This window comes from Deinococcus gobiensis I-0 (genome assembly GCF_000252445.1).
Lineage (GTDB): Bacteria > Deinococcota > Deinococci > Deinococcales > Deinococcaceae > Deinococcus > Deinococcus gobiensis.
The window spans coordinates 994,854-1,020,161 of sequence record NC_017790.1 but is presented as its reverse complement, the minus strand read 5'-3'; the positions used below and the strand labels follow the sequence as shown (position 1 = coordinate 1,020,161).

At 71.8% G+C, this 25,308-nt stretch carries 23 protein-coding genes; 7 read left to right on the top strand and 16 right to left on the bottom strand.

Features of this window, described 5'->3' with window-relative positions; all coding sequences use genetic code 11:
- Nucleotides 1–14: 14 nt before the first annotated feature.
- Entirely contained in the window at nucleotides 15–1,136 is a 1,122-nt protein-coding gene (locus DGO_RS04685; RefSeq protein WP_050920684.1) for a [LysW]-lysine hydrolase, read from the bottom strand.
- The gene (locus tag DGO_RS24025) at nucleotides 1,126–2,286 is read right to left on the bottom strand and encodes a hypothetical protein (protein ID WP_014684334.1); all 1,161 of its coding nucleotides are present in this window, start codon (nucleotides 2,284–2,286) and stop codon (nucleotides 1,126–1,128) included. The genes DGO_RS04685 and DGO_RS24025 overlap by 11 nt, the downstream gene beginning before the upstream one ends.
- Nucleotides 2,287–2,453: 167 nt before the next feature.
- On the opposite strand from DGO_RS24025, the gene DGO_RS04675 reads away from it, so the two are divergent.
- On the top strand, nucleotides 2,454–2,726 hold the full coding sequence (locus DGO_RS04675; RefSeq protein WP_014684332.1) for a hypothetical protein: 273 nt from the start codon (nucleotides 2,454–2,456) through the stop codon (nucleotides 2,724–2,726).
- 53 nt (nucleotides 2,727–2,779) lie between these two features.
- Here the strand turns inward: DGO_RS04675 and DGO_RS04670 are convergent, their stop codons facing one another.
- Nucleotides 2,780–4,609, bottom strand: coding sequence for an ABC transporter ATP-binding protein (locus tag DGO_RS04670; protein WP_043801097.1), 1,830 nt, complete (start codon nucleotides 4,607–4,609; stop codon nucleotides 2,780–2,782).
- 186 nt (nucleotides 4,610–4,795) lie between these two features.
- Here DGO_RS04670 and DGO_RS23150 point away from each other — a divergent pair, with 186 nt between their 5' ends.
- Entirely contained in the window at nucleotides 4,796–5,656 is an 861-nt protein-coding gene (locus DGO_RS23150; protein WP_085961033.1) for a CAP domain-containing protein, read from the top strand.
- A gap of 65 nt (nucleotides 5,657–5,721) precedes the next feature.
- Here the strand turns inward: DGO_RS23150 and msrB are convergent, their stop codons facing one another.
- The 7 genes from msrB to DGO_RS04630 all read right to left on the bottom strand — a co-directional run bounded on the left by msrB (nucleotide 5,722) and on the right by DGO_RS04630 (nucleotide 13,064).
- On the bottom strand, nucleotides 5,722–6,186 hold the full coding sequence (msrB, locus tag DGO_RS04660) for a peptide-methionine (R)-S-oxide reductase MsrB (RefSeq protein ID WP_043801094.1): 465 nt from the start codon (nucleotides 6,184–6,186) through the stop codon (nucleotides 5,722–5,724).
- Between the two features lie 130 nt (nucleotides 6,187–6,316).
- A complete protein-coding gene (locus tag DGO_RS04655; RefSeq protein WP_014684328.1) occupies nucleotides 6,317–7,879 on the bottom strand; it encodes an acyl-CoA carboxylase subunit beta in 1,563 nt (520 codons plus the stop codon).
- Nucleotides 7,880–7,926: 47 nt separating this feature from the next.
- Nucleotides 7,927–8,418, bottom strand: a complete 492-nt coding sequence (locus DGO_RS04650) for a YflT domain-containing protein (RefSeq protein WP_014684327.1) — start codon at nucleotides 8,416–8,418, stop codon at nucleotides 7,927–7,929.
- Nucleotides 8,419–8,531: 113 nt separating this feature from the next.
- Nucleotides 8,532–9,113 (bottom strand): xanthine phosphoribosyltransferase, encoded by a 582-nt coding sequence (xpt, locus tag DGO_RS04645; RefSeq protein WP_014684326.1) that lies wholly within the window; start codon nucleotides 9,111–9,113, stop codon nucleotides 8,532–8,534.
- A 126-nt stretch (nucleotides 9,114–9,239) separates the two neighbouring features.
- Complete coding sequence (locus DGO_RS04640) at nucleotides 9,240–10,949, bottom strand: VanW family protein (protein WP_226991451.1); 1,710 nt, start codon at nucleotides 10,947–10,949, stop codon at nucleotides 9,240–9,242.
- Between the two features lie 169 nt (nucleotides 10,950–11,118).
- Complete coding sequence (locus DGO_RS04635; RefSeq protein ID WP_050920880.1) at nucleotides 11,119–12,105, bottom strand: phosphohydrolase; 987 nt, start codon at nucleotides 12,103–12,105, stop codon at nucleotides 11,119–11,121.
- 152 nt (nucleotides 12,106–12,257) lie between these two features.
- Nucleotides 12,258–13,064: an enoyl-CoA hydratase/isomerase family protein gene (locus tag DGO_RS04630; RefSeq protein WP_043801090.1), complete on the bottom strand. Its 807-nt coding sequence runs from the start codon at nucleotides 13,062–13,064 to the stop codon at nucleotides 12,258–12,260.
- A gap of 392 nt (nucleotides 13,065–13,456) precedes the next feature.
- Here DGO_RS04630 and DGO_RS04625 point away from each other — a divergent pair, with 392 nt between their 5' ends.
- The 3 genes from DGO_RS04625 to DGO_RS04615 all read left to right on the top strand — a co-directional run bounded on the left by DGO_RS04625 (nucleotide 13,457) and on the right by DGO_RS04615 (nucleotide 17,247).
- A complete protein-coding gene (locus DGO_RS04625; RefSeq protein ID WP_014684322.1) occupies nucleotides 13,457–14,668 on the top strand; it encodes an outer membrane protein in 1,212 nt (403 codons plus the stop codon).
- Nucleotides 14,669–14,773: 105 nt separating this feature from the next.
- Nucleotides 14,774–15,142, top strand: coding sequence for a hypothetical protein (locus DGO_RS04620; RefSeq protein WP_014684321.1), 369 nt, complete (start codon nucleotides 14,774–14,776; stop codon nucleotides 15,140–15,142).
- 74 nt (nucleotides 15,143–15,216) lie between these two features.
- Nucleotides 15,217–17,247 (top strand): DHH family phosphoesterase, encoded by a 2,031-nt coding sequence (locus DGO_RS04615; RefSeq protein ID WP_014684320.1) that lies wholly within the window; start codon nucleotides 15,217–15,219, stop codon nucleotides 17,245–17,247.
- 17 nt (nucleotides 17,248–17,264) lie between these two features.
- On the opposite strand, the gene DGO_RS04610 is transcribed toward DGO_RS04615, so the two are convergent.
- The 6 genes from DGO_RS04610 to DGO_RS04585 form a co-directional block, all read right to left on the bottom strand.
- Entirely contained in the window at nucleotides 17,265–18,263 is a 999-nt protein-coding gene (locus DGO_RS04610; protein ID WP_014684319.1) for an aldo/keto reductase, read from the bottom strand.
- A complete protein-coding gene (locus DGO_RS04605) occupies nucleotides 18,260–18,676 on the bottom strand; it encodes a MerR family transcriptional regulator (RefSeq protein WP_226991450.1) in 417 nt (138 codons plus the stop codon). Before DGO_RS04605 ends, DGO_RS04610 begins: the two co-directional genes overlap by 4 nt.
- 241 nt (nucleotides 18,677–18,917) lie before the next feature.
- Nucleotides 18,918–19,940, bottom strand: coding sequence for an SIS domain-containing protein (locus DGO_RS04600; protein ID WP_043801080.1), 1,023 nt, complete (start codon nucleotides 19,938–19,940; stop codon nucleotides 18,918–18,920).
- Between the two features lie 49 nt (nucleotides 19,941–19,989).
- Complete coding sequence (locus tag DGO_RS04595) at nucleotides 19,990–20,307, bottom strand: RidA family protein (RefSeq protein ID WP_264371036.1); 318 nt, start codon at nucleotides 20,305–20,307, stop codon at nucleotides 19,990–19,992.
- 109 nt (nucleotides 20,308–20,416) lie between these two features.
- Nucleotides 20,417–22,549 carry a DNA internalization-related competence protein ComEC/Rec2 gene (locus DGO_RS04590; protein WP_083847217.1) on the bottom strand — a complete coding sequence of 711 codons (2,133 nt, stop codon included), beginning with the start codon at nucleotides 22,547–22,549 and terminating at the stop codon, nucleotides 20,417–20,419.
- Nucleotides 22,550–22,620: 71 nt separating this feature from the next.
- Nucleotides 22,621–23,013 carry a ComEA family DNA-binding protein gene (locus DGO_RS04585; RefSeq protein ID WP_043801077.1) on the bottom strand — a complete coding sequence of 131 codons (393 nt, stop codon included), beginning with the start codon at nucleotides 23,011–23,013 and terminating at the stop codon, nucleotides 22,621–22,623.
- Nucleotides 23,014–23,134: 121 nt separating this feature from the next.
- Here DGO_RS04585 and DGO_RS04580 point away from each other — a divergent pair, with 121 nt between their 5' ends.
- On the top strand, nucleotides 23,135–23,752 hold the full coding sequence (locus tag DGO_RS04580; protein WP_014684313.1) for a TetR/AcrR family transcriptional regulator: 618 nt from the start codon (nucleotides 23,135–23,137) through the stop codon (nucleotides 23,750–23,752).
- 37 nt (nucleotides 23,753–23,789) lie between these two features.
- Entirely contained in the window at nucleotides 23,790–25,286 is a 1,497-nt protein-coding gene (locus tag DGO_RS04575; protein WP_014684312.1) for a 2-phosphoglycerate kinase, read from the top strand.
- Nucleotides 25,287–25,308: the final 22 nt, after the last annotated feature.

Below are 25,308 nucleotides of genomic sequence, written 5' to 3'. Positions count from 1 at the left end.
GGGGGCCGCCCACTTCAGCTCGGGTCGGTGGGCGGCGAGGGCTGGGCCGACAGGGACCGGGCCGGCAACGTCCCGGCCAGCCGGGTCAGGGCGTCGGTCAGGACCGCCACCGCGCGGTCGTACTCGTCCAGCGACAGCCGCTCTTCGGGGGTGTGGTCCAGCGCGCTGTCGCCGGGGCCGTAGGCGGCCGTGGGCACCGGCCAGTGCGGCGCGACCACGTTCATGTCGCTCGTGCCGGTCTTGACCTTGAAGGTCGGCGTGCCCCCCGCAGCGCGGATGGCGACCCGCAGCGCCCGCGTCAGCGCGTTGTCGCGGGGGTGGCGCACCGCGTGCTCGTGGCCCAGCAGCGTCACCTCGGCCCCCAGGTCCGCGAAGGCGGCGCGGATCGCCTCGCCGGCCTCGTCGGGCGAGAGTTCCGGCGGCAGGCGCAGGCCGATGGTCGCCCAGGCCCGCTGCCGCAGGCCGTCGACGCTGGAGCCCAGGTCCTGCAAGGTCGCCTGCACCCGCGCGAAGATGCCCGACTCCGGCCCGCCCACCCCCGCCGCCCAGGCCCGCACCCGGAACCAACCCTCGGTGAGGTCGTCGGCGGCGCTGCTGCCCTCGCCGGCCGTATGGAAGTTGTCCTTCTCGATGCGCACGCGGGCCACCAGCCGGCCCTTGTAGCCCAGCGTCAGGGCGTCCCAGCCGCTCGGCTCGCCGATGAACACGGCGTCGGGCGCGTACGCCGTCAGGGCGTGGCGCGCGCCCCGGCTGCTGGGGGCCTCCTCCTCGGTCGCGCCGATCACCACGAAACGGGCCGCCGCCAGCGCCTCCGGGGGCAGGGCCGCCACTGCCGCCGCGAAGGTGCACAGGCTGCCCTTGGCGTCCACGCTGCCGCGTCCGTGCAGCACGCCCTGGTCGTCCACCCGCACCGGAATCTCGCCGGGCACGGTGTCCATGTGGCCCAGCAACACGACCGTCAGGGGGCCGTCGCCCCGGACGCCCACCGCGTTGCCGACCTCGTCGAGGTGCGCCGCGAAGCCGTGGTCCGCCATCCAGCCGCGCAGGAACTCGGCCACCGCCGCCTCCTCACCCGAGAGCGAGGGGGTCGCTACGGCGCCGATCAGGAGGTCGTGGTGGGCCGGCCTACCCGTCACCGTTCTCCCGCGCTCCGACGACCTGCGCCATCGTGGCGAGCAGGCGCGTCAGCGAGGCGAGGACCGTCAACGCGACCGCGCCTACCCCGCCGGCGATGATGACCCACAGGGCGTTCAGGGGCTGCGGCGTCTCGGCCGTGTACAGGAAGTAGGCCAGCCCCAGCGCCGCGAGCATCAGGATCACGGCCAGCAGCCGCAGCCGCCCGCCCAGACCCGCCACCGCGCCCGCCTGGGCCAGCAGGTCGGCCCGCGCTCCGGTCAGTGTGGGGACCGGAAGGGCCGGGGTTTCCGGGGCAGCGGGCGACTCGGAGGCCGCGCCAGCGACCGGAGTCGGGACTGCGGCCGTCACGACGACCGGAGCCGGGCCGCTGGGCACCGGCAGGGGACTGGACGGCGCGGCTCCCGCCTTGCCCGGCGACCCGGAAGCCGGGGCCGCCGAGGGCTGAGGCGCAGCGGGGCGCGGCGCGGGGGGCTTCTGGCCGCCCTGCTTCTGAGCCGCAGGCTGGGATGCCGGCGACGGGCCCCCGGCAGACTGACTCCCCGTGGGCTGGGCGGCCGGAGCCGCACTGGCCTGCCGGCGGGGCGGCGGGGGCGGCGTGGCCGCCGGCTTGGTGGCCGCAGGAAAGGCCGGCCCGGTGACCGTCTGGGGCCGCTCGGCAGGGGCGGGATCGGCGGGTTTGGCCAGGCTGGGGGCCGGCGTCGGCGCAGGGGCGGGGCGGGGCGCAGGGGCGGGGGGGGTGGCCGGTGCAGGGCGGGCCTCGCTGGCCGAGGGGGCCGGCGCGGCGGCGGCAGGGGCAGCGGCGGCAGGGGTGGGGGCCACGCTGGCCGGCACGGACGCGGCCGGTCCCTGCTTGGCCTGGGCAGTCACGTCGCGCACCTGCCGGAAAAAGGTCTGGACCTCGGCGGGATCGAAGCCCACCAGGCTGGCGCTCAGGGCGGTCCCGGCGGGCGTCTCGACGCGCAGCGTCCCTTCCTGGTCGCTGTGGATGCGCGCGAGGTCGCGCAGGGTCACGCGCCGGGTGCCGGACTCGTCGTGGTACAGCAGGGTCGAGGCCGTCAGGACGAACAGGGCGTCGCCGCGTTCCAGGACCGCCAGGGACGGGTCCGGCAGGCCGCTGGACTTCAGGATCTGGTCGCTGCGTTCACTCATGGCTGGACCCCTCGGCGCGGGCAAATGGACCGGAAAACGGAACCTTCATCTGCCTGCCAGCATAGCGAGTCCGGGCGGCGGGCCGCGCGTGAAGGCCGCGCGGGCCATGAAGGCGCGCGTACCCTCCCCTCACGCAAGGCAGCGGCCGGTTTTTCACACTGGAAGGCATGACCGACAATTCGAACCGCTACGGCAACGAGCCGCTGGGCAAGAGTGTGGAAGAAGTCGAACAGGAAAGCGGCAACGTGGTCAACTCGCCGGTCGAGGGCGAAGTGAGGCGCGCGAACGAGGAGACTTTCGTGCCCGTGATCGCCAACGCCAATGCGACCGGCGTTCCCGGCGCGATCTTTAACGGCAGCGCGATGGTGGACCGCACCGGCACCGCCGACGACGGCTCCACTTCCCGTACCCGCGACGCCGACGAGAGCAGCGAGTCCTGAGCAGACAAGGCGGCGCGGCACCCCAAATCCGGGTGCCGCGCCGCCTTGCCGCTTCAGGCCGGGGTCGGGGCCGACTCGGTCTCCCGGAATTGCAACTCATAGAGGTCGCGGTACAGGCCGCCAGCCGCCAGCAGGGCCTCGTGCGTGCCGTCCGCCACGATCTGGCCGCCGTCCATGACCAGGATGCGGTGGGCATTGCGGATGGTGCTCAGGCGGTGGGCGATGACGAAGGTGGTGCGCCCGACCATCAGGCGGTCGAGCGCCGCCTGCACCAGCACCTCGGACTCGTTGTCGAGGGCCGAGGTCGCCTCGTCGAGAATCAGGATGCGCGGGTCCTTGAGGATCGCGCGGGCGATGGCCACGCGCTGACGCTGCCCCCCGCTGAGTTTGACGCCGCGCTCGCCGACCACCGTGCCGTAGCCCTCCGGCAGCGCCGTGATGAACCCGTGGGCGTTGGCGGCCTGGGCGGCGGCCTCGACCTCGGCCGCCGAGGCGTCGGGGCGCCCGTACAGGATGTTCTCGGCCACCGTGCCGGAAAACAGCAGCGTCTCCTGCGGCACGAGGCCGGTCTGGGCACGCAGGTCCGCGAGGGCGTAGTCGCGCACGTCCCGGCCGTCGATGCTCAGCGTGCCCGCAGTCACGTCCCAGAAGCGCGGAATGAGGTTGACCAGCGTGCTCTTGCCCGCACCGCTGGGGCCGACGAGCGCCACGACCTGCCCGGCCGGCACATCCAGATTCACGCCGCGCAGCACCGGCTGGCCGCCGTAGCGGAAATCCACGGCCCTGAAGGCCACGCGGCCCTCGGCGCGCCCGAGCGGTGCGGGGGTGGCGGGCTGGGGCAGGTCGCTGCGCTCGTCCAGCAGCTCGAAGATCCGGCCCGATGCCCCCAGCGCCTCCTGAAACTGGTTGAACACGCCGGTCAGGGCCGCCACCGTACCCGCCACCTGCGCGGCGTAGAACAGGAACGTGACGAGCGCGCCGGGGGTCAGCGCCCCCGACATGACCTGCCGCCCGCCGTACCACAGCACCAGCGCCAGCGACCCGAAGGCCAGGAAGCTCATGGTGCCCGACATCAGGGCCTGGAGCTGCGCGCGGCGCAGGGCCGCCAGGAAGCTGCGGGTCACGCCCTGACCGTAGCGCCCGCGCTCCTGCGCCTCGGCAGTGAAGCTCTGCACGACGCGCACGCCGCTGATGGCCTCCTCGGCGCTGGCGTTGGCCCCGGCGACGGCGTCCTGCACCTCGCGGCTCACGCGGCGGATGCGGCGGCCGATGACGATGGCGGTGCCGATGACCAGCGGAATGATCGCCAGGGTCAGCAGACTCAGACGGGCGCTCGTGAGGATGAGCAGCACGACCGCGCCGATCAGGCTGACCGACTGCGCGGCGAGCTGCGCCAGGGCCGTGCTGGTCACGGTCTGGACCGTGCCCACGTCGGAGGTCAGGCGGCTGGTGAGATCGCCGGTCTTGTGGTCCCCGAAAAAGCGTGGCGAGAGGGTCAGGAGGTGCCCGAACAGGGCGCGGCGCAGGTCGGCGACCACGCCCGCCCCGACCCGTGCCAGCAGGTAGGCCTGCGCCGCCCCGAAGCAGGCCGAGAGGGCGAAGATGCCCAGCAGCCCCAGGACCGTGCGGTCCAGCGGCCCGGTGTCCTGGCTGCCCACCCGCAGGAAGGACGCGTCGATGAGACGGCCGAACAGGGCCGGAAAGACCAGATTCAGGCCGCTGGAGATCAGTGTGGCGACCAGCCCCAGCACGAACAGCAGGCGGTAGGGCCGCGCGAAGGCCAGCAGCCGCACGAGCTGCCGGGGATCGCGCCGGGGCGGCGGTCCCCCCTGCCCGTCGGGACCGGAAAGGGCGGCAGAAGGACGGCCAGGACGCGCGAACATGCCGGCAGCTTACGCCTGTCGCCCAGCCCTCCAGTCTCGCCATACAGATGAGAATCATGTGCCACGGCCGATGACGAAAACGGCACATTTGCGCGGCCCACAGCGTGTCACAACCACCGGCCACTTTATGAGTGATGAGGATTCTAAGTTCATCGTCAAGAAACCAAAGGGCGCTCTACTGTGGCCATGCCCCTGACCGTTTCCGCCCCCCGCCGTCTGCTCGCCCTGCCCTTCCTGCTGCTCCTGGCCGCCTGTAGCCAGAACGCGACGCCCAGCACCGGCACCGCCGCCGACACGGCCCCCAGCGTGGAAACCGGCAGCGACCTGCTGAGCGCCCAGGCCACCGCCTCCGCCATGACCCTGACGGTCGGCCAGACCGTACAGGTCAACGTGCAGGTCGGCGGCAAGGCCCCCACCGCCGGGCAGCTCGTGTGGACCACCAGCAACGGCAACGTGGCGACCGTGAGCCAGAGCGGCCTGATCACCGCGCGCGCGGCGGGCAGCGCGACCGTGCGCACGGCGCTGGCGAACAACCCCTCGGCTTTCATCGACTTTCCGGTGACGGTGCAGGGCGCGGCGACCACCCCTACGCCGACCCCGACCCCCACGCCGGCACCCACCACCCCCAGCGGCGACTTCGCCGCGCGCGTGCTCGCCCTGACCAACGCCGCGCGTGCCCAGGGCCAGACCTGCGGCACCACCGCCTTCCCCGCCGTGGGCGCACTGACCTACAACGCCCAGCTCGAACAGGCCGCGCAGGGCCACGCCGCCGACATGGCCGCCAAGAACTACTTCAGCCACACCAGCCAGGACGGCCGCGACTTCAGCCAGCGCATCACGGCGACCGGATACCCGTGGTACACCATCGGCGAGAACATCGCCGCCGGGCAGACCACCCCCGAGACCGTCGTGGCAGGCTGGCTGAAGAGCGAGGGCCACTGCCGGAACATCATGAACGGCAATTTCAAGGAACTCGGCGTGGGCTACGCCGCCAACAGCGCCACCACCTACCGCACCTACTGGGTGCAGGACTTCGGCGCGCGCTGAGGCCGGAACCCGAAAAGAGGGCGGGTGGGGCAGTCCCCACCCGCCTCTCTTTTACGGTCCGGCGATCAGCGGAACATCGGGGCATACTCGCCGTAGCCCTCGGCTTCGAGCTGGCCCGCCGGGACGAAGCGCAGCGACGCCGAGTTGATGCAGTAGCGCAGTCCGCCCTCTTCCTGGGGGCCGTCGGGGAACACGTGGCCCAGGTGCGAGTCCACGCCCCGCGAGCGGACCTCGGTACGGGCATACCCGATCTTGTAGTCGGTGTTCTCGGTCAGCGACACGTCCTTCAGGGGCCGCGTGAAGCTGGGCCAGCCGCAGCCCGCGTCGTACTTGTCCTTGCTGGAGAACAGCGGCTCACCCGACACCACGTCCACGTAGATGCCGTCCTCATCGGTGTCCCAGTACTCGCCGGTAAAGGCCCGCTCGGTGCCCTCGTGCTGCGTCACCTGGTACTGGATGGGCGACAGGCGCTCACGCAGTTCGCTGTCGCTGGGCTTGCTGTAGGTCTTTTTGGGAGGAGACTGGGTCATGCCCCGACCATAGCTCCGGCGGCGGCGAGAAGGCTGGGCCGCAGCTCAAGGAACGGCCATGAAAAGGTGCGCCGCCCACCCTCGCCGGCCGGGACGAGGGCGGGCGAGGGGCAACCCCTCCAGGCAGGATTTACAGCGGAATGTTGCCGTGCTTCTTGTAGGGACGGATTTCCTGTTTGTCCCGCAGCATCTCGAAGGACTGGATCAGGATGCGGCGGGTGTCCTCCATCGGAATCACGTCGTCGATGTAGCCCTTGCCCGCCGCCACGTAGGGGTTGTCGAAGGCGTCCTTGTAGTCCGCGATCTTCTGGGCACGCATGGCCCCGGGATTCTCGGCGTTCCCGATTTCGCGGCGGTACACGATGTTGGCGGCCCCCTCGGCCCCCATCACGGCCACGGCGGCGGTCGGCCAGGCGTACACGGCGTCGGCGCCCATGTCGCGGCTGTTCATGGCGAGGTAGGCCCCGCCGTAGCTCTTGCGCGTAATCAGCGTGACCTTGGGGACCGTCGCCTCGGCGTAGGCGTACAGCATCTTGGCCCCGTGGCGGATGATGCCCGCGTGTTCCTGCGCCACGCCGGGCAGGAAGCCGGTCACGTCCACCAGCGTCAGCACCGGCACGTTGTAGCAGTCGCAGGTACGGATGAAGCGCGCGGCCTTGTCCGAGGCGTCGATGTTCAGCGTGCCCGCCATGACGCGCGGATTGTTGGCGACGATGCCCACGCTGTGGCCCCCCAGCCGCGCGAAGCCGCACAGGATGTTCCTGGCCCAGTGGGGCTGGATTTCCAGGAAGGTGCCGTCGTCCACGAGTTCGTGAATGACCTCGTGCATGGCGTAGGGCTTGCGCTGGTCGGGCGTCACGATCTCCAGCAGCCTGTCGTTGCGGCGGTCCACGGGGTCGGCCGTGGGCACCACCGGGGGCTGCTCGCGGGCGTTCTGCGGCAGGTACGAGAGCAGGTCGCGCACGCCGGCCAGCACCGCTGCGTCTCCGTCGTAGGACAGGTGCGCCACGCCCGACTTGCGGGTGTGCACGTCCGCGCCGCCCAGGGCGTCGAAGGTGACCTCCTCGCGCGTCACCGACTTGATGACCTCGGGGCCGGTGATGAACATGTAACTGCTGCCCCCGCTCATGAGGATGAAGTCGGTCAGCGCCGGGCTGTAGACCGCGCCGCCCGCGCACGGCCCCAGGATCGCGCTGATCTGCGGCACCGCGCCCGAGTACACCGCGTTGCGGTAGAAGATCTCGCCGTAGCCCGAGAGACTGTCCACCCCCTCCTGGATGCGCGCGCCCGCGCTGTCGTTCAGGCCGATGACCGGGCAGCCCGTCTTGGCCGCGAGGTCCATGACCTTCGTGACCTTGGCGGCGTTCATCTTGCCCAGCGAGCCGCCCAGCACCGTGAAATCCTGGCTGAACACGAACACCTGCCGCCCGTGGATGGTCCCGCGCCCGGTCACCACGCCCTCGCCAGGGGCCTCGACGCCCTGCATCAGCCGACCACCCTGGTGCTGGGCGAAGGTCCCCAGTTCCAGAAAGCTGCCGGGGTCGAGCAGCGCGGCGATGCGCTCGCGCGCCGTGAGTTTGCCGCCCTCACGCTGCTTTTTCTGGCGGTCGGGGCCGCCGCCTTCCTCGACCCTGCGGCGGCGCATCTCCATCTCGGCGATGAGTTCCTGAAGCTCGGTACCCGGTTGTGTCATTGCCGCCATGCTACCCAAACGGGCGTTAGGACGCGAGGCGCGGGGCCTCAGCGGCTCGGCAGCTCGCCCAGCAGCGCCCGGGCCTGCTCGGCCACCTCGGGGTCGGTGAGCAGCAGGTACTCGCGGGCACGCATCCCGCCGATGCTCGTAAAGTCGCGCCGCCCGCCCGAGAGCGCGTAACCGACGAGGCCCCACACCACCCCGAAGATCCCGCCGATGACCACCCCGTAGGCGACCAGCCCGATGAAGCTGCCCTGCCCCAGCCCCAGCGCCGCGAAGATCAGGCCGATGAACAGGCCCATGCCCATCCCCTGTCCCAGCCCCAGCCCGGCGGCGCGGCCCCAGTCCAGGCGGCCCGTGACCTGCTCGATGGTCTGGAGCCCCTCGCCCACGATGGCGACCCGCTCGACCGGAAACTTGCGGTCGGACAGGAAGTCCACGGCGCGCTGCGCGGCGGCGTAGGTCTCGTAGCTCGCCACGTTCACGCGGGCGCGCTGGTCGGGGATGAGGTCGGCGGCGGGATTGGGGGGACGGGTCATGGCAGGCAACTCCTTGAGCCCAGCCTGCGGCCCGCCCCGTTCAGGCGCTTGAGGCCCGGCCCAAGACCTCTTCAGCCGGTGCTGACCTCGCCTTTAGGCACACCCGCCCCGGATCAGCGCCCGGCTTCCACCACGATGCCCTCGGCCTCGCTCATGCGCACGATGTTGGCGAGGGTATGGATGGGAATCTTCAGGTCGGCCAGCTTGTCGCGCCCCCCCTCGAACTCCTTCTCGATGACGCAGCCCAGGCCCAGCAGCGTCGCCCCGCTCTGGCCGATGATGCCCGTCAACGAGCGCACCGTGCCCCCCGACGCCAGAAAGTCGTCGATGATGACCACCCGGTCGCCCGCCCCCAGGAACTCGCTGCTCACGAACAGGTCCACGGTGCCGCCCTTGGTGCGGCTCACCGACTGGGCCGTATAGGCGGGCTCCTTCATGGTCAGGGGCTTTTTCTTGCGGGCGTACACCATCGGAATGCCCAGTTCCATCGCGGTCGCCAGCGCGGGCGCGATGCCGCTCACCTCGATGGTCAGGATCTTGCTGGGTGACAGGGGCGCGAAGTGCCGCGCGAAATGCTGCCCCATCTCGCGTGTCAGGGCCGGAAGGAGCTGGTGGTTGACCAGTCCGTCCACCTTCAGAAAACCGCCCGGCAGGATGATGCCCTGCGCCCTGATCTCGTCCACCAACGTCTGCATATGGGGCCGAGTGTAGCGGGGTGGGGGAAGGGCCGCAGGGTCCGCGTCTAACGGACAGGCGGCGCGACCCGGCAGCAAAAGGGGGGCCGGGGCCACCCGCTCGCCCCGGCCCCCTTCCTTGCGGCCTCAGCTCGGGCCGACCTCGTACACCGCGCGCCAGGGCTTGTACACGGTGCTGACCTTGTCGGTGCGGGTTCCGGCCGCGTCCCTGATGGTGCGGGTGATGTACAGGTTGTAGCCGTCGGCGGCCCAGTCCACCTGCTTGGTGGTGCCGGGGCGCAGCCTGGAGTTGGTGACGTACTGCGCGGCTGGGTGCGGCGTGCGCGACAGGATGGTCGCCCCGCTCACCGACACGCTGCGCTCGGGCTTGATGCCCCAGACCTGCACTTCCAGCGTGCTGCGCGCGTCGTTGTTCACGGTGCGGATGAGCAGGGGCGCGCCCGTATCGTTCTTCATCTTGAGGTCCACACCGGGGTCGTACACGGCGGCCTCGAAGCCCACCTGCGGCTCGTAGTAGCCCACGCGGTAGGAGTGCTGGTTGCGCTCGACCACCGGCAGGCCCGCCTGGTACAGCGCGCGGAAGGTCGTGGTGCTCACCTGGCACACGCCGCCGCCCAGGCCATCCACCGTGCGCCCGCCCGAGATGATCAGGCCGCCGACGAAGCCGTTGTCGGGCGTGATGCTGCCCAGCGACTGGAGGAAGCTGAAGACCTCGCCCGCCGGCACCACCGAGCCGTTGATCTTGGCCGCCGCGTTGGCGACGTTGGCGCGGCGCTCGGGGCTGCTGCCGTAGTAGGTGCTGCGCCCGGTCGTGATGAGTTCGAGCTTGGTCGGGTCGGGCAGCGCCGCCACCGTCAGGGTGGGCTGGCTCACCTTGGAGGCGAAGACCACGCTGCTGCTCGCCGGGTCGGTCACGGCCTTCCGCAGGGCCGCGAGCGCCGCCACGCGGTCGGCCACGCGCCCGGCCTTCTCGGGCACGCGCACGAGCTTGCCGCCTTCGGTGGCGTAGCGGGCGTTCTGGGCCGGCTGGTCCACCGCCGCGCTCAGGCGCGCCAGGGCTGCGCCGAGGGTCTTGTCGTCCAGCACGATGCCCTCGGGGCGCACCCAGAACAGGTCGGCGACCTGAAGGGCCGTGAGGCTGCCCTTGCGCGCCGTGCCCTCCAGCGTGACGCTCAGGGGCCGCATGAGGCGGTTGCCCTGGTCGGCGTAGCCCTGGAGCTTCTCGGCCGAGTTGTTGGCCTTCCACTCGGCCACCGGCACCTTCACGGCCGTCTGCGAGGGGTCGGCGGCGTAGGCGCTCACGGCCGCGTCAATGTCGGCCTTGCGGCCCGGCGTGTCCTTGGTCAGCACGGCGTAGCGGCGGGTCTTGGCATCAAAGCCCACCGTGGCGGGCGTGGGCTGGGTGTTCAGGCCGCCCGTGAGCGCCTTGAGGGTCGCGCGCGCGGCCTCCGGGTCCACCTTCACGACGAGCGGGAAGTCGCGCGTGGCCTGCTGCCCCATCATGTTCTGGAGCTTCTCGACCATGCCGCGCTCCTGCGAGAGCTGCTGGGCGGGGCGCAGGCTGGCCTCGGCGTCGGCCTGCCAGCCGAGCTTGTCGGCCCCCAGCGTCCAGGTCTTGTCGGCCGCCGTGACCTTCACCTGCGGGGCCGCCGCGCCCTTTTCCCGCAGCGCCTTCAGGGCCGCGTCCATGCTCAGGCCGCCCACGGCCACGCCGCCCACCGTCAGCCCCGGGGCCAGCGTGCCGTCGCCCTGCGTCGCCACACCCATGGCCAGTGCGCCGCCCAGCACCACCAGCGCCGCCGCTCCCCCCAATCCGTACCTCATCGCCCCCGTCATTCTGCCCAGTCTAGAGAAAATCCCTGACCGAACATGAAAAACCTGACACGCTTCTCAAGGGGAAGGGTGTGAAGGCGGGGGGCAAGTGGGCGGCTCGTCGGGAGCAAGGTAGAGCGGCGGGGCCGGGCCGTCAAGATGAGACGCCCCGCTTTTCCCGCCGCCCCACCCCTCAGCGGCTCTCGGCGCTGACCCCGAGGTTCTGGGCGATGGCGTCGGTGACCTTCTTCTGGGTGTCCTCGACCTCCACGCGCACGGTCTCGCCGCCGTCGAGGTCCATCACGAAGTGGTCGCCGTCGAGGCGCACGCGCGAGAGGATCTGTTCCTCGCCCTGCGGCCGGATGGCGGCGCGCAGCTCCACGAAATTGCGCATCGGCGTGCGGATCACCTTGGGGGCCAGCACCTCCTCGACCTGAAAGATGCCGCCGGAGTTGTTCATGGTCACGCTGATGAGCACCGGCTTGTCGCGCCCGCGCTCGATGACCACCTGATCCACCGCGAGCGCACTGATCGAGTGGATGTCCACGCTGCCCAGGGCAAAGGCCTTGCGCCCGCGGCCCTTGGTGATGTCGGTGCCGTCCGCGACCGCCACGATGCCGCCCTCGACCGTCAGCGGCGCGGGGCTCAGGTCGTGGCAGTTGATGGCCCCCAGGATGAAGGACCGGACCTTGGTGCGCTTGAAGGGATCGGCGTACAGCGGTCCCATGATGCGGTCGAGGATCGGCAGCGCCAGCGCCACGCCGTGCGCCTCGTGCCCGGCGCGGTGGATCTGGTTGCCGATGTCGTGCAGCATGGTCCCCAGGATGACGGCCAGGAACACGTCCTCGGCGTCGCCCACCCCGCTTTCCATGATGTCGGTGCGCACCCCGGCGTCGAGCAGCAGTTCGGTGATCGCCAGACTGGCCGCCCCCGTGATGAAGGCGTGGACCCGGCCGTGGTCGTTGTAGCCGAGCTTGCGCATGGTCACGTAATTCGCCATGTCCCAGTGGGCCAGGGCCTCGGGATCGGCGCGCAGGGCCTCATAGGCGGCCAGCGCGCGCGGATAGCCCGCCAGATCGGCGCGGATGGCGCGGCTGGCCTCCTCGATCAGCTTGGCGCGCGGCGTCGTGAACTCGACGACCCGGCCGCCCGCCGTCTCCGGCGCCGCCCCCGCCTCCATCTCGCGCACGGCCCCCTGCGAGACGTTCAGGGTGAGTTTGGGATCGTGGCGCTCCTCGCCCGCCCCGGGCGCGTCCCCCCGCTTCTGCGAGAGCTGCGTGTCCTGCGCCCCGCCTTCCAGGTGCGGGCCCCGCTCCGCCGTGTCGCCCGCCATCATTCCCCCTTGAACTCGGGACGGCGCTTGGCCAGGAAGGCCCCGGTGCCCTCGCGGAAGTCGCTGGTGGCGACCGTCAGCCCGAACAGGTCCGCCTCGATCTCCAGACCCGCCTCCAGCGAGCTGTCCAGGCCCCGGCGCACCGCCTCCTTGACGAGCGACAGGGCGATGGGCCCGTTTTTCAGCATCTGCTCGGCCACCTCGCGGGCGCGGCGCAGCGGCTCGTCGGCGACGTAGTTCACCAGCCCCATGTTCAGGGCCTCCTCGGCCGTGACCTGGCGCGCGGTGAGCATCAGGTCCAGGGCGCGGCCCATCCCGACCAGCCGGGCGAGGCGCTGCGTGCCCCCGAACCCGGGAATCAGGCCCAGCGAGGCCTCGGGCAGACCCAGCTTCGCGCCCGGCGCGGCCACGCGCACGTCGCAGGCGAGCGCCAACTCCAGCCCACCGCCGAGCGCGAAGCCGTTGATGGCGGCGATCACCGGAATGGGCAGGGTACTCAGGCGGCCCATGACGTCCTGGCCCGACAAGGAGAGTTCGCGGCCCGCGTACACGCCGTCCAGGCTGCTCAGCTCCAAGATGTCGGCCCCGGCCACGAAGGCCCGGTCGCCGCCCCCGGTCACGATCAGCACCCCGATGTCGGCGTGGTCGGCGATCAGGTCGGCCACCTGGGCCAGTTCGCCCAGCAGCGCGCCGTTCAGGGCGTTCAGGGCCTGAGGCCGGTTGACCGTCAGGACCGCGATGGCCCCGTGCTGATCGAGGGTCAGGTGATCGAATTCGTATTCGTCGAGCATGTATTCGCCGGTCATGGCCGCATGCTGACACGAAGTCCTCATCGGCGCGCAAAGGGAAACGACAATGCCCACCCGGCTGCGGTCACGGCCGAGGCTCCGGGCCGGATCGCCGCGCAACATGAACCGGGCCTCATGAACCCGGAGCATGAAGAGGAATGTGGTTTTCACATCTGCTCCGTGCCAATTGCGTCCAGACCGCTCTTTTACCGGCTCATCTTTTCTATACGATTTCACATGGAAAGCACATAGATGGGGGGTGTGGATCAGACTCGGGCTTTGCAAGGCAATGCACAATGAGTTGAGGGGAGGAGATTCACAGCGTACTCATATCGCGTGCCTAACGTTGACGGCAGGAAAGTCGGTTTCGGGCGCTTCACTATGCCCTTTTCCGCTCAAAGGAGCTTGCTATGCGTAACACCCTCATGATCTCGTCCATCCTCGCCCTGGGCCTCGGCGCCGCCAGCGCCCAGACCGCACCCGCGACGACCACCCCCGCTCCGGCCACCACCGCGCAGGTCACGCAGTTCAGCGACGTGCCCGCCGGTCACTGGGCCAAGGACGCCGTGGACCGCATCACGCAGTGCGGCCTGATCCAGGGCTTCCCCGACGGCACCTTCCGCGGCAACGAGAACCTGACCCGCTACCAGGCCGCCCTCATCTTCCACCGCCTGCTGACGAGCGGCGCCCTGAGCAGCTGTGGCCTGAGCCAGACCGACATGACCACCGTCATGAACGGGATGCAGGAAGTGGCCCCCGAACTGGCCGCGATCAGCGCCCGCGTGACCGATCTGGAAACGGCCAACGCCGCCCAGGCCGCGCGCATCACGGCCCTGGAAGAGCGCATCAGCACCATGACCACCACGACCGGTACCGCCGACACGGCCGCCCTGAGCGCCCGCATCGACGCGCTGGAAGCCGCCATCCGTAACATCCCCGCCGGTCCCCAGGGTCCCCAGGGCCCCCAGGGTCCTCAGGGCCCCCAGGGTCCCCAGGGCCCGGCCGGCACCTCGGCCACGGTCGTCACCACCCCCACGACCACCACGCCCACGACCACCACGCCGACCACGGTCGTCATCGGTGACATCGCCCCCGACGCCACCACCGTCGCCAACACCAGCAACCTGTACGCCGGCGTGAGCATCGGCGCCAAGAGCGCCACGGGCGACGCCGCCTGCCGCAACGCCTTCAACCGCAACAGCACCGGTACGGTCAACTACTGCCTGAGCGGCGGCGCGATGGTCGGGACCAAGAGCGTGTTCGGTCCGGTCGGTGCGCGCCTCGCCGCCGAGTACCAGCCCGGCTCGAACGGCGTGAACGCCGACGCCGCGCTGACCTACAACCTCGACACCGGCAGCAACCTCGGCGTGTACGCCGGCGCCGGTCTGGGCATCACGAGCAGCAAGACCCGCAACGCCAACAGCAACTCGACCGACGTGTACGGCCTGGGCCTCGTGGGCGTCGAGTACCGCGTGACCGACAGCATCGCCGTCTTCGGCGAAGGCAACGGCCGCTACTACCTGAGCAACAAGGGTACCGGCACCGGTCTGGCCACCACGACCGACGCCAACGCCAACGGCTTCAACCTCGGCGGCAAGGCCGGCCTGAAGTTCTACTTCTGATCTTCCGCTGAACCGGAGGCCCCCGCGCGGGGCCTCTTTTTTTGCCTCCGCGCACGTGAACCCCGCCACGACGGGTTCCGGCGCGATGCTCTATGCTGCGGCCCGATGCGCGTGATGCCCTTTGTGCAGGTGCTGCTGCTGCTGGTGCTCGCGGGGTACCTGCTGCTCGTGGCGCTGGAGAACCCGCAGCCGGTGCGGCTGCCCCTGCCTTTCGGACGTGGCGAGTGGCTGACCGGCACCGGCGCGGCCATGGGCATGTTCGTTGTGGTGGGCGGGGCCTTCGTGGCGCTGCTGCTGCTGCCGCTGCTGTGGCGCCAGGGCTGGCGACGCCGCCATGACCGGCGCGAGCGGCGGGCCCTCGAAGGCCGCCTGGCCGCCACCCTCCAGGCCCGGCTGGGCGCCCTGCCCACCCCCGGCCCGGTGACCGAGCCGGCGCGACCCGAACCGGTCCCGGCCACCCCGGACACGCCGTGAAGGCCGGCCAGCAGGTGCCTGCCCCCCGCTGGCTGCTGGCCCCCCCGGCGAGCCGCGCCGAACTGCTGGCGACCATGCGCACCTGGAACGTGTCGCCCGCGCTGGCGCAGGTGCTCGCCGGGCGCGGCCTGACCCCCGAGATGCTGGAAGCGCCGCTGCGGCCCAGCCCCAACCCGGCGCTCCACGAGGCCGCGCGGCAGATCGTGGCGGCGGTCAGGGGCAAGAAGCGTATCCGTATCCACGGCGACTACGACGCCGACGGCGTGAGCGCGACCGCCGTGCTCGTGCTGGGGCTGCGGGCGCTGGGGGCCGACGTACACGGCTTCATTCCCCACCGGCTGAACGAGGGCTACGGCCTCCACCCGGACCGCGTGCCCGAACACGCGCAGGCCGCCGACCTGCTGGTGACGGTGGACTGCGGCGTCACCAATCTGGAGGAGGTGCGCGCGCTGCTGGAGGCGGGCACGGCCGTGATCGTCACCGACCACCACGCACCGGGCGCCGACTTTCCGGCGTGTCTGGTGGTGCACCCGCACCTCACCGACGGCTTCGACGCGGGGGTGCACAACCTGACCGGCGCCGGGGTGGCCTACCACCTGCTGTGGGCGGTGCGCGCCGAGCTGGGCCTGGACGAGCCGCGCGACCTCGCCCCGCTGGCGACGCTGGGCACGATTGCGGACGTGGCCCCGCTGCTGGGCGAGAACCGGGCGCTGGTGCGCGCCGGGCTGGAGGCGTTGCCGCACACCACGCTGCCCGGCCTGCGCGCCCTGCTGCGGCAGACCGGCGTGCCCCGGCCGACCGCCCGCGACGTGGCCTTCGTGCTCGCGCCGCGCCTGAACGCCGCCGGGCGTATGGGGGCCGCCGACCTCGCGCTGGAGCTGCTGACCACCCCGAGCGCCGCCGAGGCCGAGCGGCTGGTGGTGTACCTCGACACCCTGAACCTGGAGCGCCGCCGATTACAGGACGACATGTTCGCGCAGGCCCTCGCCCTGGCCGACCCGGCCGACCCGGCGCTGGTCCTGACCCACCCCGACTGGCACCCCGGCGTGATGGGCATCGTGGCGAGCAAGCTGCTGGAGACCTTCTACCGGCCGGTGTACATCGTGGCGCAGGGCAAGGGGTCGGTGCGCAGCACGCCCGGCATCAGTGCGGTGGGGGGCCTGCGCGAGAGCGGCGACCTCCTCAAGCGCTACGGGGGTCACCCCGCCGCCGCCGGGTTCGCGATGGACCCGGCCCAGTTTGCGGCGCTGCGGGGCCGCCTGCACGAGTACGCGCGGCGCTTTCCGGTGCCGGTGCCGGCCGTGCGCCTCGACGCCGCGCTGCCCCCCCGCTGGGCCAGCCCCGAGCTGGAAGCCGACACGCTGCGGCTCGAACCCTTCGGTGAGGGCCACCGCCGGCCGCTGTGGCACCTGCGCGCCGAGCTGGAGGGGCAGCGGCTGGTGGGCAAGCGCGGCGACAGCCTGCAATTCCAGCTCGGCGGCCTCAAGGGCGTGCGCCACGGGGCCGGGGCCACACAGCCGGGCGAGTGCGACCTGGGGGCCGAACTGGGCACGAACGAGTGGCGTGGCCGCACCAGCCTGGAATGGCGCGCCGAGGCCCTGCGCCCGGCCGCGCCGCTGGACCTGGAGGGTCAGGCCGAGGGCCAGGAGACGGACCTGCCCCGCCTGGACCCGCAGGAGGCGGTCACGCACCTGCGCGCCGGGGCGGCGGCCTACGCCGAGAACGGCGTGGTGCCCTACCTGACAGGCCAGGTGCCGGGGCTGAGGCTGCTGGGTTCCGGCGACCGTCTGCCCACTGACACGACCGAGGTCATCCTGTACGCCCTGCCCGCCGAGGCCGACCTGCGGCGCTGGCTCGCGCAGGGCCGGGTGGCCTTCGCCTGGGGTCCCAAGACCCTGAAGGACCTGGAAAGCGCCGGTCTAACCCCGCCCAGCCCAGCCGTATCGGAAACTGCCGCCGAGGCCTACCGCCGCTGGCAGTGGGGCCACCATTACCGCGTCCTGAGTGATGCCGGCTGGGCGGCCTCCGTGCGGGCGATGCTCGGCGAGGATGTGGGGGAGGCGGCCAGGGTGCCGGAACCCGCCACCCTGGCCGCCCACCCCTAGCTACCCAGTCCTGAACCTCAGCGGTCGATGCTGCTCATGTTCGGGTAGCGGTCGCCCAGCGCCGCACCGACCGGGAACACGGCGTCCAGCTGCGCGAGTTCGGCGCCGCTCAGGCGCACGTGCATGGCCCCGGCATTGTCCTCCAGGTACTTGACGCGCTTGGTGCCGGGAATGGGCACGATGTCCTGGCCCTGCGCGAGCAGCCACGCCAGGGCGAGCTGCGAGGGGCTGCACCCCTTCTGGGCGGCGAGGTCCTGCACGGCCTGCACGAGTTCCAGGTTCCTGCCGAAGTTCTCGCCCTGAAACCGGGGGTTGTGGCGGCGGAAGTCGCCGGGCTCGAAGTCGTCGGGGGTCTTGAACTGGCCGCTCAGGAAGCCGCGCCCCAGCGGGCTGTAAGGCACGAAGCCGACGCCCAGGTCGCGGCAGGCCGGCAGGATCTCGGCCTCGGGGTCGCGGGTCCACAGGCTGTACTCGGTCTGGAGGGCCGTGATGGGGTGCACGGCGTCGGCGCGGCGGATGGTCGCGGCGCTCGCCTCCGACAGCCCCAGGTAGCGCACCTTGCCCGCCTGCACGAGTTCGGCCATCGCGCCGACCGTGTCCTCGATGGGCGTGTTGGGGTCCACGCGGTGCTGGTAGTACAGGTCGATGTGGTCCACGCCCAGGCGCTTGAGGCTGGCGTCGCAGGCCTGCCGCACGTACTCGGGGCGGCCGCTGATGCCCAGGAACTCGCCGGACTCGCCGCGCATGTTGCCGAACTTGGTCGCCAGCACGACCTCGTCGCGCCGGCCCCTGATGGCCCGGCCCACGAGTTCCTCGTTGCGGCCCACGCCGTACATGTCGGCCGTGTCCAGAAAGGTGATGCCCAGGTCCAGGGCGCGGTGGATGGTGCGTATGGACTCGGCCTCGTCGGCGTCGCCGTAGAACTCGCTCATGCCCATGCAGCCCAGGCCCAGGGCCGAGACGGTGAGGTCGCGCAGCTTGCGGGTGGGGGCAGTGGACGTGTCGGTCGGGGTCATCGGGTCTCCTGGAAAACCGGCGTCGCCGGGGAAAGGGTGGTGGGCAGGGCAGGCTCGCCGTACAGCGCGATCTTGCGCCGGACAGCCGCCAGGTCGGCCTGGAGGGCGTCCAGGCGCGCGAGAACCGCCGCCTCGTGGCGCAACAGCAGCCCCCGGCGCGCGTCCACGGTCGCCTCGCCCTGTTCGGTCAGGGCCACGTACTCGCGCAGCCCCGCCATGCCCATGCCGGTACCCCGCAAGTGCAGCAGGAAGCGCAGTCGGGCCAGTTCGGCGTCGCCGTAGAGGCGCTCGCCCCCGGCCGCGCGGGGCACGCCGAGCAGGCCCTCGCGCTCGTAGTACCGCAGGGTATGGGCGCTCACGCCCAGCAGCGCGGCCGCCTCGCGGATGGGCAAGAGGGCAGGGAGGGAGGCCACCGTGGACACCCCCGAACGCTACGCCTTCGAGCGCGCTCGAAGTCAAGCGGGGACGGGCTGGGCCGCATTCAGGCGATCTTCATGGGCGGGGACAGGCCCTCCCCTGCCGCCGGCCGGCACACAGCGCCGTGGAGGAGCCGACCGCACACCCCTCGACTTCCCACCGCTGTCCTTCTCAGGGGCCCGCCCCAATCGGTTCAGAGGGACGAAAGGCCAGCCTTGGCCCCTCTGAACTCCGCACTCAGTTCAGGTCGTCGCGCCCGGAAAAGTCGTCGTCCAGATCGGCCTCGGTTTCAGCCTCGTCGTCGTCGTCCCAGCGGTCATCTTCGTCGGCGGCGCGGCGGCGCGGCGCGGGCGACTCGGTGCCCAGGGTGTCCTCTCCGGCCTCGCCCGCGAGCACAGCCTGGGCGCGCGCCAGCATGGGCGGGTCGGCGGGCGACTGGTCGTAGCGCTCGGCGAGGTAGGCGGCCACCCAGGCGCCGAAGTACCACAGCGCGAGCTGCCCCGCGTAGCCGCCCTCCGACCCGGCGGGGTAGGGCACCTGCACGACCTCGTCGATGCGCGATTCGAGCACCTCTCGCGCCACATGCAGCGCAGCGTCGGCCTCGCCCAGGATGAGGGCGATGCGGCCGTCGCCCTTCTCGTGCTGGGCCTCGAAGGCCCCGGTCACGAAAGGCAGGGCGTCGCCGGGCACGGGCACGGCCAGCGTCTTGCCGGTGCGCGCCAGCAGGCTCTGCCAGGCGTGCGGCAGGGCGTCGGCGTCGGGCGCGGCGAGCAGCAGCGGGGCGCGGCCCCACAGGCTCCAGGCGAGGTCGCGCGCCGGATTGCCCTCCTCGATTTCGGGCGCGCAGCGGGCGGCGAGGTCCGCGAGCAGCGCCTCGGCCGCCCGCGCCTCGTCGCCGTGGCCGCTGGCGTGGGCCACGAACTGCGCGTAGTGGTAGGTGGCGAAGGCCCCGGCCGGAATGAGCACGTCCACGTCGTCGGGCTGGCCGCCGGTGCTCACGCGCCGTACGGTGGCCCCGGCGACCTCAGCGATCTCGGCATAGGTGCGCGCCGCGTCCTGGGCGTCGGCGCTGGACAGCACGAACTGCGTGCCCGTGCGGGCGAAGTTGGTGCCGATGAGCGAGGTCAGCAGATGCGCGGCCAGGGTGCCCTCGCCCACGCCGACCACCGCGAAGGGGCCGGTCTCGGGGCGGTCGGGACCCGCGTAGCTGCCCGGCAGGGCACTGAGGAGCCGCAACATGTCGGAACGGGAAGGAGCCATGCGCCCAGGGTAACGTGAGGACGAGCAGGCAAGTAGGAGCCGGCGGCCGTTAGCCCTCTACGCTGCGGCACGCCCAGGCATCAACCTCGACCCGGTACTGCGGCGCGGCGAGCGCGCTGACATAGAGCAGCGTCATGCAGGGCCGATGGGTGCCGAACCAGTCGGCCACGAGCGTTCGCCGCCGCGCCGCATCGAAAGTGCCGACGAGATAAAAAGTGACTTTGACGACGTCTTCGACGGTCATCCCCGCCGCATCGAGATTGAAACGTAGATTTTCGAGCGCTGCGGCCAATTGCTCGGCAGGATCTTCGGAAAGTGTTCCGTCCCGATGTTGACCGAGTTGCCCCGAGAGCACCAGCCAGCGCACGTCGCCTCTCACCTCGATCTGGTGTGCATAACCGGCGACCGGCGCATGAACGGTTTCGGGATTTCAGGAAAGGAATTTTTGCGTTTCCACAGCTCATTCTCTCCGGCATTCAGGGCAGCGGCCAGCGCACCGTGCCCTGGAGGTCGGTGCGCCACACCCGCACCCCGGCTGCCGCGAGGCGCTCCAGCACGGCGGCGTTGGGGTGGCCGTAGGTGTTGCGCGCCCCGACGCTGATCAGGGCGTCTTTCGGGTGCGTCTGGGCCAGAAAGGTCGCGTCCGTGCTGAAACGGCTGCCGTGGTGCGCAGTTTTAAGAAGATTGAGTGGCCCGACCCCGATCCGCCCCTCGACCGGGTCGGGCAGGTCGCCCAGCAACGCCGCGTGCCAGCCCCCGTCCGTGACGCGCAGGGCGACCGAATTGGCGTTGTCCTCGTCACTCCAGGGCGCGCCCTGCGGCCACAGCACCGTGACCTTCACGCCCGAAGCCTCCACCTCGTCACCCCGGCGGACCTCGCGCACGGGCACGCCGCGCTCGTGGGCGGCAGCGAGGACGGCGGCCAGCACCGGGTCGTCCGCCTTGCGCTGCCCGATCCACAGCTCGCCCACCGGCAGGCCGCGCAGCACCGCCGCGAGGCCCTCGATGTGATCGGTGTCGGCGTGGGTGGCGACCGCCACGTCGAGTTTGCGCACGCCCAGCGCCCGCAGCGCCGGCAGCACCCGGCGTCCGCCCACGTCGTAGTCGGATCCGACCGAGCCGCCCGCGTCCACCAGCATCGTCAGGCCGGGCAGGCGGAGCAGCGTGGCATCGCCCTGCCCGACATCCAGAAAGACGAGTTCGCGCGCCGGGCGCAGCGTACCCGGCAGCCAGCTCAGCAGGGCGCAGGCCAGGACGGTGCCCAGCGCGGCGCGGCCCCGCACCCGCCCGAGCAGCCACAGCGTGCCCGCCAACGCCGCGAGCACGTAAGCCGCCAGCCCCCCGATCCCCACCTGCCCCCAGCCCAGGACCGGCGCGCGGCCGAAGACCTCGGCCAGCCACAGCAGCAGCGAGGCGAGCGGCGCCACGAGCAGGTTGACCGGCGCGGCCAGCGGCCCCAGCAGCCCGGCGAGAAAGCCCAGCGGCACGAGCGCGGCCATGATCCCCTCGGCCAGCAGGTTGGCGGGCAGGCCCACGAGCGGCAGTTGCCCGAAGGTGGACGCGATGACCGGCAGCGTGCCCAGTTCGGCCAGGACGGTCGCCGCGAGCGCCAGCCGCAGGGCGTGGGGCCAGCCCGCCGGCAACCGCGCCGCCAGCCGGGACGAGAGGGTCAGCGCGAGCACCGCCAGGAACGAGAGCTGAAAGCCCACGTCCAGCAGCCACAGCGGAAAGAGCAGCAGGCACACGAGCGCCGCGAGCGCCAGCGTGCCCGGCACGTCGGGCCGCCCGCGCCCGGCCCACAGCCCGGCCAGCACCGCCATGCCCATGACGACCGCGCGGGTGATGCTGGGCGAGACACTCACCAGCACCGTCAGGTAGGGCACGAGCAGCGCGAGCGGCAACCCGTAGCGCAGCCATGTGGGCGCCCCCAGACGCGAGAGCAGGAAGATCAGCGCGCCGGTCAGCAGCGCCACGTTTTGCCCCGACAGCGCCATGAGATGCGCCAGACCCGCACGGTTGAAGGCGTCGCGCACCGCGTACCCCTCGGCGAAGTTCTCGCGCCCGATGTCGCCCCGGTCGCCCAGTTCGACCGCCGTCATGAGCGCGGCGTTGCGCGCCGAGAGCCCGGCCGCCAACCCGCGCCGGAACCAGCCGCGCACCCCACCCTCGGGGCGGCTGGACCGCACACGCGCGCCGACCAACACCGTGCGCGGCGTGGGCAGAAAGACCCCGCCCTGGGCGCGCAGCCACGCCGCCTGATCGAAACCGCCCGGCAGCGTCCGGCCCTCGGGGCGCACGAGGCGGCCCGACACCTCCAGCCGGCCCGGCGGCTGCGGGGGCCGGGGGCTGAGGGCCAGCCGCGCCGGCGGGTCGCGCAGGGTCAGGAACTGGCCGTCCCAGTCGCCGGTCAGCGTGACCTGCGCGCCTACCCACGGCGCGAGGCGATCGGGCTGGCCACTCTGGAGCCGTTCGCTGCCGCAGCCCAGCCCGGCCCCCAGCAGCGCCAGCGCGGCGAGCAACGGGCGGCGGTCCAGCAGCCCCAGCCCCACACCGAGCCCGGCCACCAGCGCGCCCCACCCCAGACCCAGCTCCAGCAGCACCCCGCCCATGACCCCGCACACGGCCGGAAGGGTCCAGGCCAGGCGGCCCGCAGGTCGGGGCCCCGGTACAGACACCGCCGTCACTGAAACGAGACCAGCGGCGCGAGCAGCCGCAGGGTCGAGGGCCCCACCCCGCGCACCCGGTCGAGATCGGCCAGCGTGCGGTAAGGCCGCCCCGCGACGAGGCGGGCCGCCAGCGCGGGGCCGACCTTGGGCAGAGCTTCGAGCTGCTCCCTGGTGGCCGTGTTCAGATTGACCCGGCCGCTGATCAGCGGGCGCACACTGGCGGTCGTCGCGTAGGTCGGCGGCCCGGCACCGGCACCAGCCTCCGCAGCGGAAACCGGCGCGGGCGCGGCGTGCATGACCTGCGGCGCGTGGGGGCGCGGCCACAACGCCGGCCCCAGCGTCAGGCCCGCGATGCCCAGGGTGCCCAGGGCGAGGGCCAGGGTCCAGAACGGCTCGGCGGGCTTCATCTGACCCTCAGACTACTTGCCGCTCCTGCCGATGTTCTGACAGACGCCACGTCCCGGCACACAGGGATGAACCTTGAACAGGGTGCAATTTTAGACCGGGCGCGCTATACCGTAGGACATCATGGATTCGTCATCGCTGAGGGAGCGTCAGAAAGAACGCCGGCGCGCCCGTATCTACGGGGTCGCCATCGAACTGTTCAAGCAGGGCGGCTTCCAGACGACCACGGCGACCGACATCGCGCGGGCCAGCAACGTCTCGCGGGGCACCTTCTTCAACTACTACCCCTACAAGGAAGCCGTCCTGCTCGACTACGGCTCGGAAGTCATGGAGCGGCTGCGCGACCATGCCGAGAGCCGGCTGGCGCAGGGAACGCCGCCCCTGAGCGTGCTGTACGAAATCTGGGACCGGCTGGCCGAGGAGAACGCCCGCGAGCGCGACCTGTTTCCGCCGCTGGCCTACGAGGTCATGAACCCCAACCCCGAGCGGGCGCGCACCGCGTATCAGGCGCTGCCGCTGAGCAAGGTCATCGAGCTGATCCTGCGTCCGCTGCACCAGTCGGGCCAGATGCGCACCGACCTGAGCCTCCAGCGCATCAGCAACCTGATCGCCGACACCTACCTGATGGTCGCCCTGCGCTGGAGCGCTTACGGCACCGAACGCCCCCTGCAAGAGGAGATGCGGCTCGCGCTGAACCTGCTGCTGGAGGGCGCCGTGCGGCGCGAGTCCCTCCGGACGTGAACCGCGTGTGCCGCTGGCCCGCCCGGCGGGAGGCCCCATGACCCAGCCGGAGCTGATGGTCGGCACGGCGCGCCAGTCCTGGCCCTTCAGCCGGGGGCTGGTCGTCGAGTCGCTGGTCACCGCCGGGGCCAGCGGCCCTCAGGCGGCGGCGGCGGCGCGGCGTATCGAGCAGGAGGTGCGGCGGCTGCGGCGCAGCCCGGTGTCGCCGGCCGACCTGCAGGACCTGATGGTCGAGGTGGCCGCCGACGTGCTGGGGCCCGAGATCGCGCACGCCGCCGCCACCTACACCCCGGCCTTCACCGACATCCTGGTGCAGGCCAAGAAGGGTGACCTACCCTTCAGCCGGGGCGTACTGTCGCGCACGCTGGAAGACGCGGGCCTCTCGCCACGCGACGCCTACGCGACGGCCAGCGCCGTGGACCTGACGATGCGCCGCTCGGGCGTGCGCAGCCTGGACGCCGACGAGCTCGACAACCTCACCGAACTCGTGCTGGCCGAGCGCTACGGCGAACACCTGCGCCTAACCTACCGCTACCTGCGCAACAACCGCGGCCGGCTGGCGGTGGTGGGCGCGGACGGCGGCGCGCCGAGTCCCTTCTCCAAGGGGCTGCTCGTGCAGTCGCTGCTGGCGGCGGGCGTCGCGCCGGACGTGGCCCGCAAGATCGCCCGCGTGACCCAGCGCGACCTGCGCGGCCAGGACGACCGCGTGACGCGGCGGCGCGACATCCGCGAGAAGGTCGAGACCCTGCTGCGCGACGAGGTCGGCCCCGATGTCAGCGCGCGCTACCGCCTGCTGCGCGTCATCCGCCAGCCGCCGCGCCCCCTGATCGTGCTGCTGGGCGGCGTGAGCGGCACCGGCAAGAGCTTTCTGGCCGCCGAGATCGCCTACCGCCTGGGCATCGCCCGCGTGGTGAGCACCGACTCGATCCGCGAGGTCATGCGCGCGATGGTCTCGCCCGCGCTGCTGCCCACGCTGCACGCCAGCACCTTCAGCGCCTGGGAGGCCCTGATCCCGCCGGGGCAGCCCCGCCCCGAGCATCCGGACAAGGCCGATCTGCTCGCAGGGTTCCGTGAACAGGTGCAGCAGGTCAGCGTGGGCCTGGGCGCCGTGGTAGGCCGCAGCGTGCAGGAGGGCACCAGCCTGGTGCTCGAAGGCGTTCACCTCGTGCCGGGCTACCTGCGCGCCGAGGCGTTTCAGGGGGCGCTGCTCGTGCCGATGCTGGTCACGCTGCCCGACGCGGGCGAACACCGCCGCCACTTCGAGAGCCGCGACAGCGAGACGGCCGCGAGCCGCCCCCTGCACCGCTACATGAAGTATTTCGACGAGATCCGGGTGATGCAAGAAGCCCTAGAACTCCTGGCCGCGCAGGAGGACGTGCCGCTGCTCGACGGCCTGACCCTCGACGAGAGTGCCGATCAGGCCGTGGACGTGGTGCTGCGGCGCGTGATGGTCGCCCTGACCCCGCAGGAGCGCGCCGAGCTGCTGGGCGAGGACGCCGAGACTCTGCTGGACGGACACGGTCCCACGGGCTGAGGGACCCGCGCGGGCCGAGCTT

Excerpts from the sequence above, each read along its gene's own strand:
- DGO_RS23150 (WP_085961033.1), top strand. The coding sequence starts at position 4,796 with ATGCCCCTGACCGTTTCCGCCCCCCGCCGTCTGCTCGCCCTGCCCTTC.
- DGO_RS04620 (WP_014684321.1), top strand. The coding sequence starts at position 14,774 with ATGCGCGTGATGCCCTTTGTGCAGGTGCTGCTGCTGCTGGTGCTCGCG.
- DGO_RS24025 (WP_014684334.1), bottom strand. The coding sequence starts at position 2,286 with ATGAGTGAACGCAGCGACCAGATCCTGAAGTCCAGCGGCCTGCCGGAC.
- DGO_RS04630 (WP_043801090.1), bottom strand. The coding sequence starts at position 13,064 with ATGACCGGCGAATACATGCTCGACGAATACGAATTCGATCACCTGACC.
- DGO_RS04600 (WP_043801080.1), bottom strand. The coding sequence starts at position 19,940 with ATGGCTCCTTCCCGTTCCGACATGTTGCGGCTCCTCAGTGCCCTGCCG.
- msrB (WP_043801094.1), bottom strand. The coding sequence starts at position 6,186 with ATGACCCAGTCTCCTCCCAAAAAGACCTACAGCAAGCCCAGCGACAGC.
- DGO_RS04675 (WP_014684332.1), top strand. The coding sequence starts at position 2,454 with ATGACCGACAATTCGAACCGCTACGGCAACGAGCCGCTGGGCAAGAGT.
- DGO_RS04610 (WP_014684319.1), bottom strand. The coding sequence starts at position 18,263 with ATGACCCCGACCGACACGTCCACTGCCCCCACCCGCAAGCTGCGCGAC.
- xpt (WP_014684326.1), bottom strand. The coding sequence starts at position 9,113 with ATGCAGACGTTGGTGGACGAGATCAGGGCGCAGGGCATCATCCTGCCG.
- DGO_RS04585 (WP_043801077.1), bottom strand. The coding sequence starts at position 23,013 with ATGAAGCCCGCCGAGCCGTTCTGGACCCTGGCCCTCGCCCTGGGCACC.
- DGO_RS04615 (WP_014684320.1), top strand. The coding sequence starts at position 15,217 with ATGCGCACCTGGAACGTGTCGCCCGCGCTGGCGCAGGTGCTCGCCGGG.
- DGO_RS04650 (WP_014684327.1), bottom strand. The coding sequence starts at position 8,418 with ATGACCCGTCCCCCCAATCCCGCCGCCGACCTCATCCCCGACCAGCGC.
- DGO_RS04635 (WP_050920880.1), bottom strand. The coding sequence starts at position 12,105 with ATGGAGGCGGGGGCGGCGCCGGAGACGGCGGGCGGCCGGGTCGTCGAG.
- DGO_RS04670 (WP_043801097.1), bottom strand. The coding sequence starts at position 4,609 with ATGTTCGCGCGTCCTGGCCGTCCTTCTGCCGCCCTTTCCGGTCCCGAC.
- DGO_RS04655 (WP_014684328.1), bottom strand. The coding sequence starts at position 7,879 with ATGACACAACCGGGTACCGAGCTTCAGGAACTCATCGCCGAGATGGAG.
- DGO_RS04640 (WP_226991451.1), bottom strand. The coding sequence starts at position 10,949 with ATGACGGGGGCGATGAGGTACGGATTGGGGGGAGCGGCGGCGCTGGTG.
- DGO_RS04575 (WP_014684312.1), top strand. The coding sequence starts at position 23,790 with ATGACCCAGCCGGAGCTGATGGTCGGCACGGCGCGCCAGTCCTGGCCC.
- DGO_RS04625 (WP_014684322.1), top strand. The coding sequence starts at position 13,457 with ATGCGTAACACCCTCATGATCTCGTCCATCCTCGCCCTGGGCCTCGGC.
- DGO_RS04590 (WP_083847217.1), bottom strand. The coding sequence starts at position 22,549 with ATGGGCGGGGTGCTGCTGGAGCTGGGTCTGGGGTGGGGCGCGCTGGTG.
- DGO_RS04580 (WP_014684313.1), top strand. The coding sequence starts at position 23,135 with ATGGATTCGTCATCGCTGAGGGAGCGTCAGAAAGAACGCCGGCGCGCC.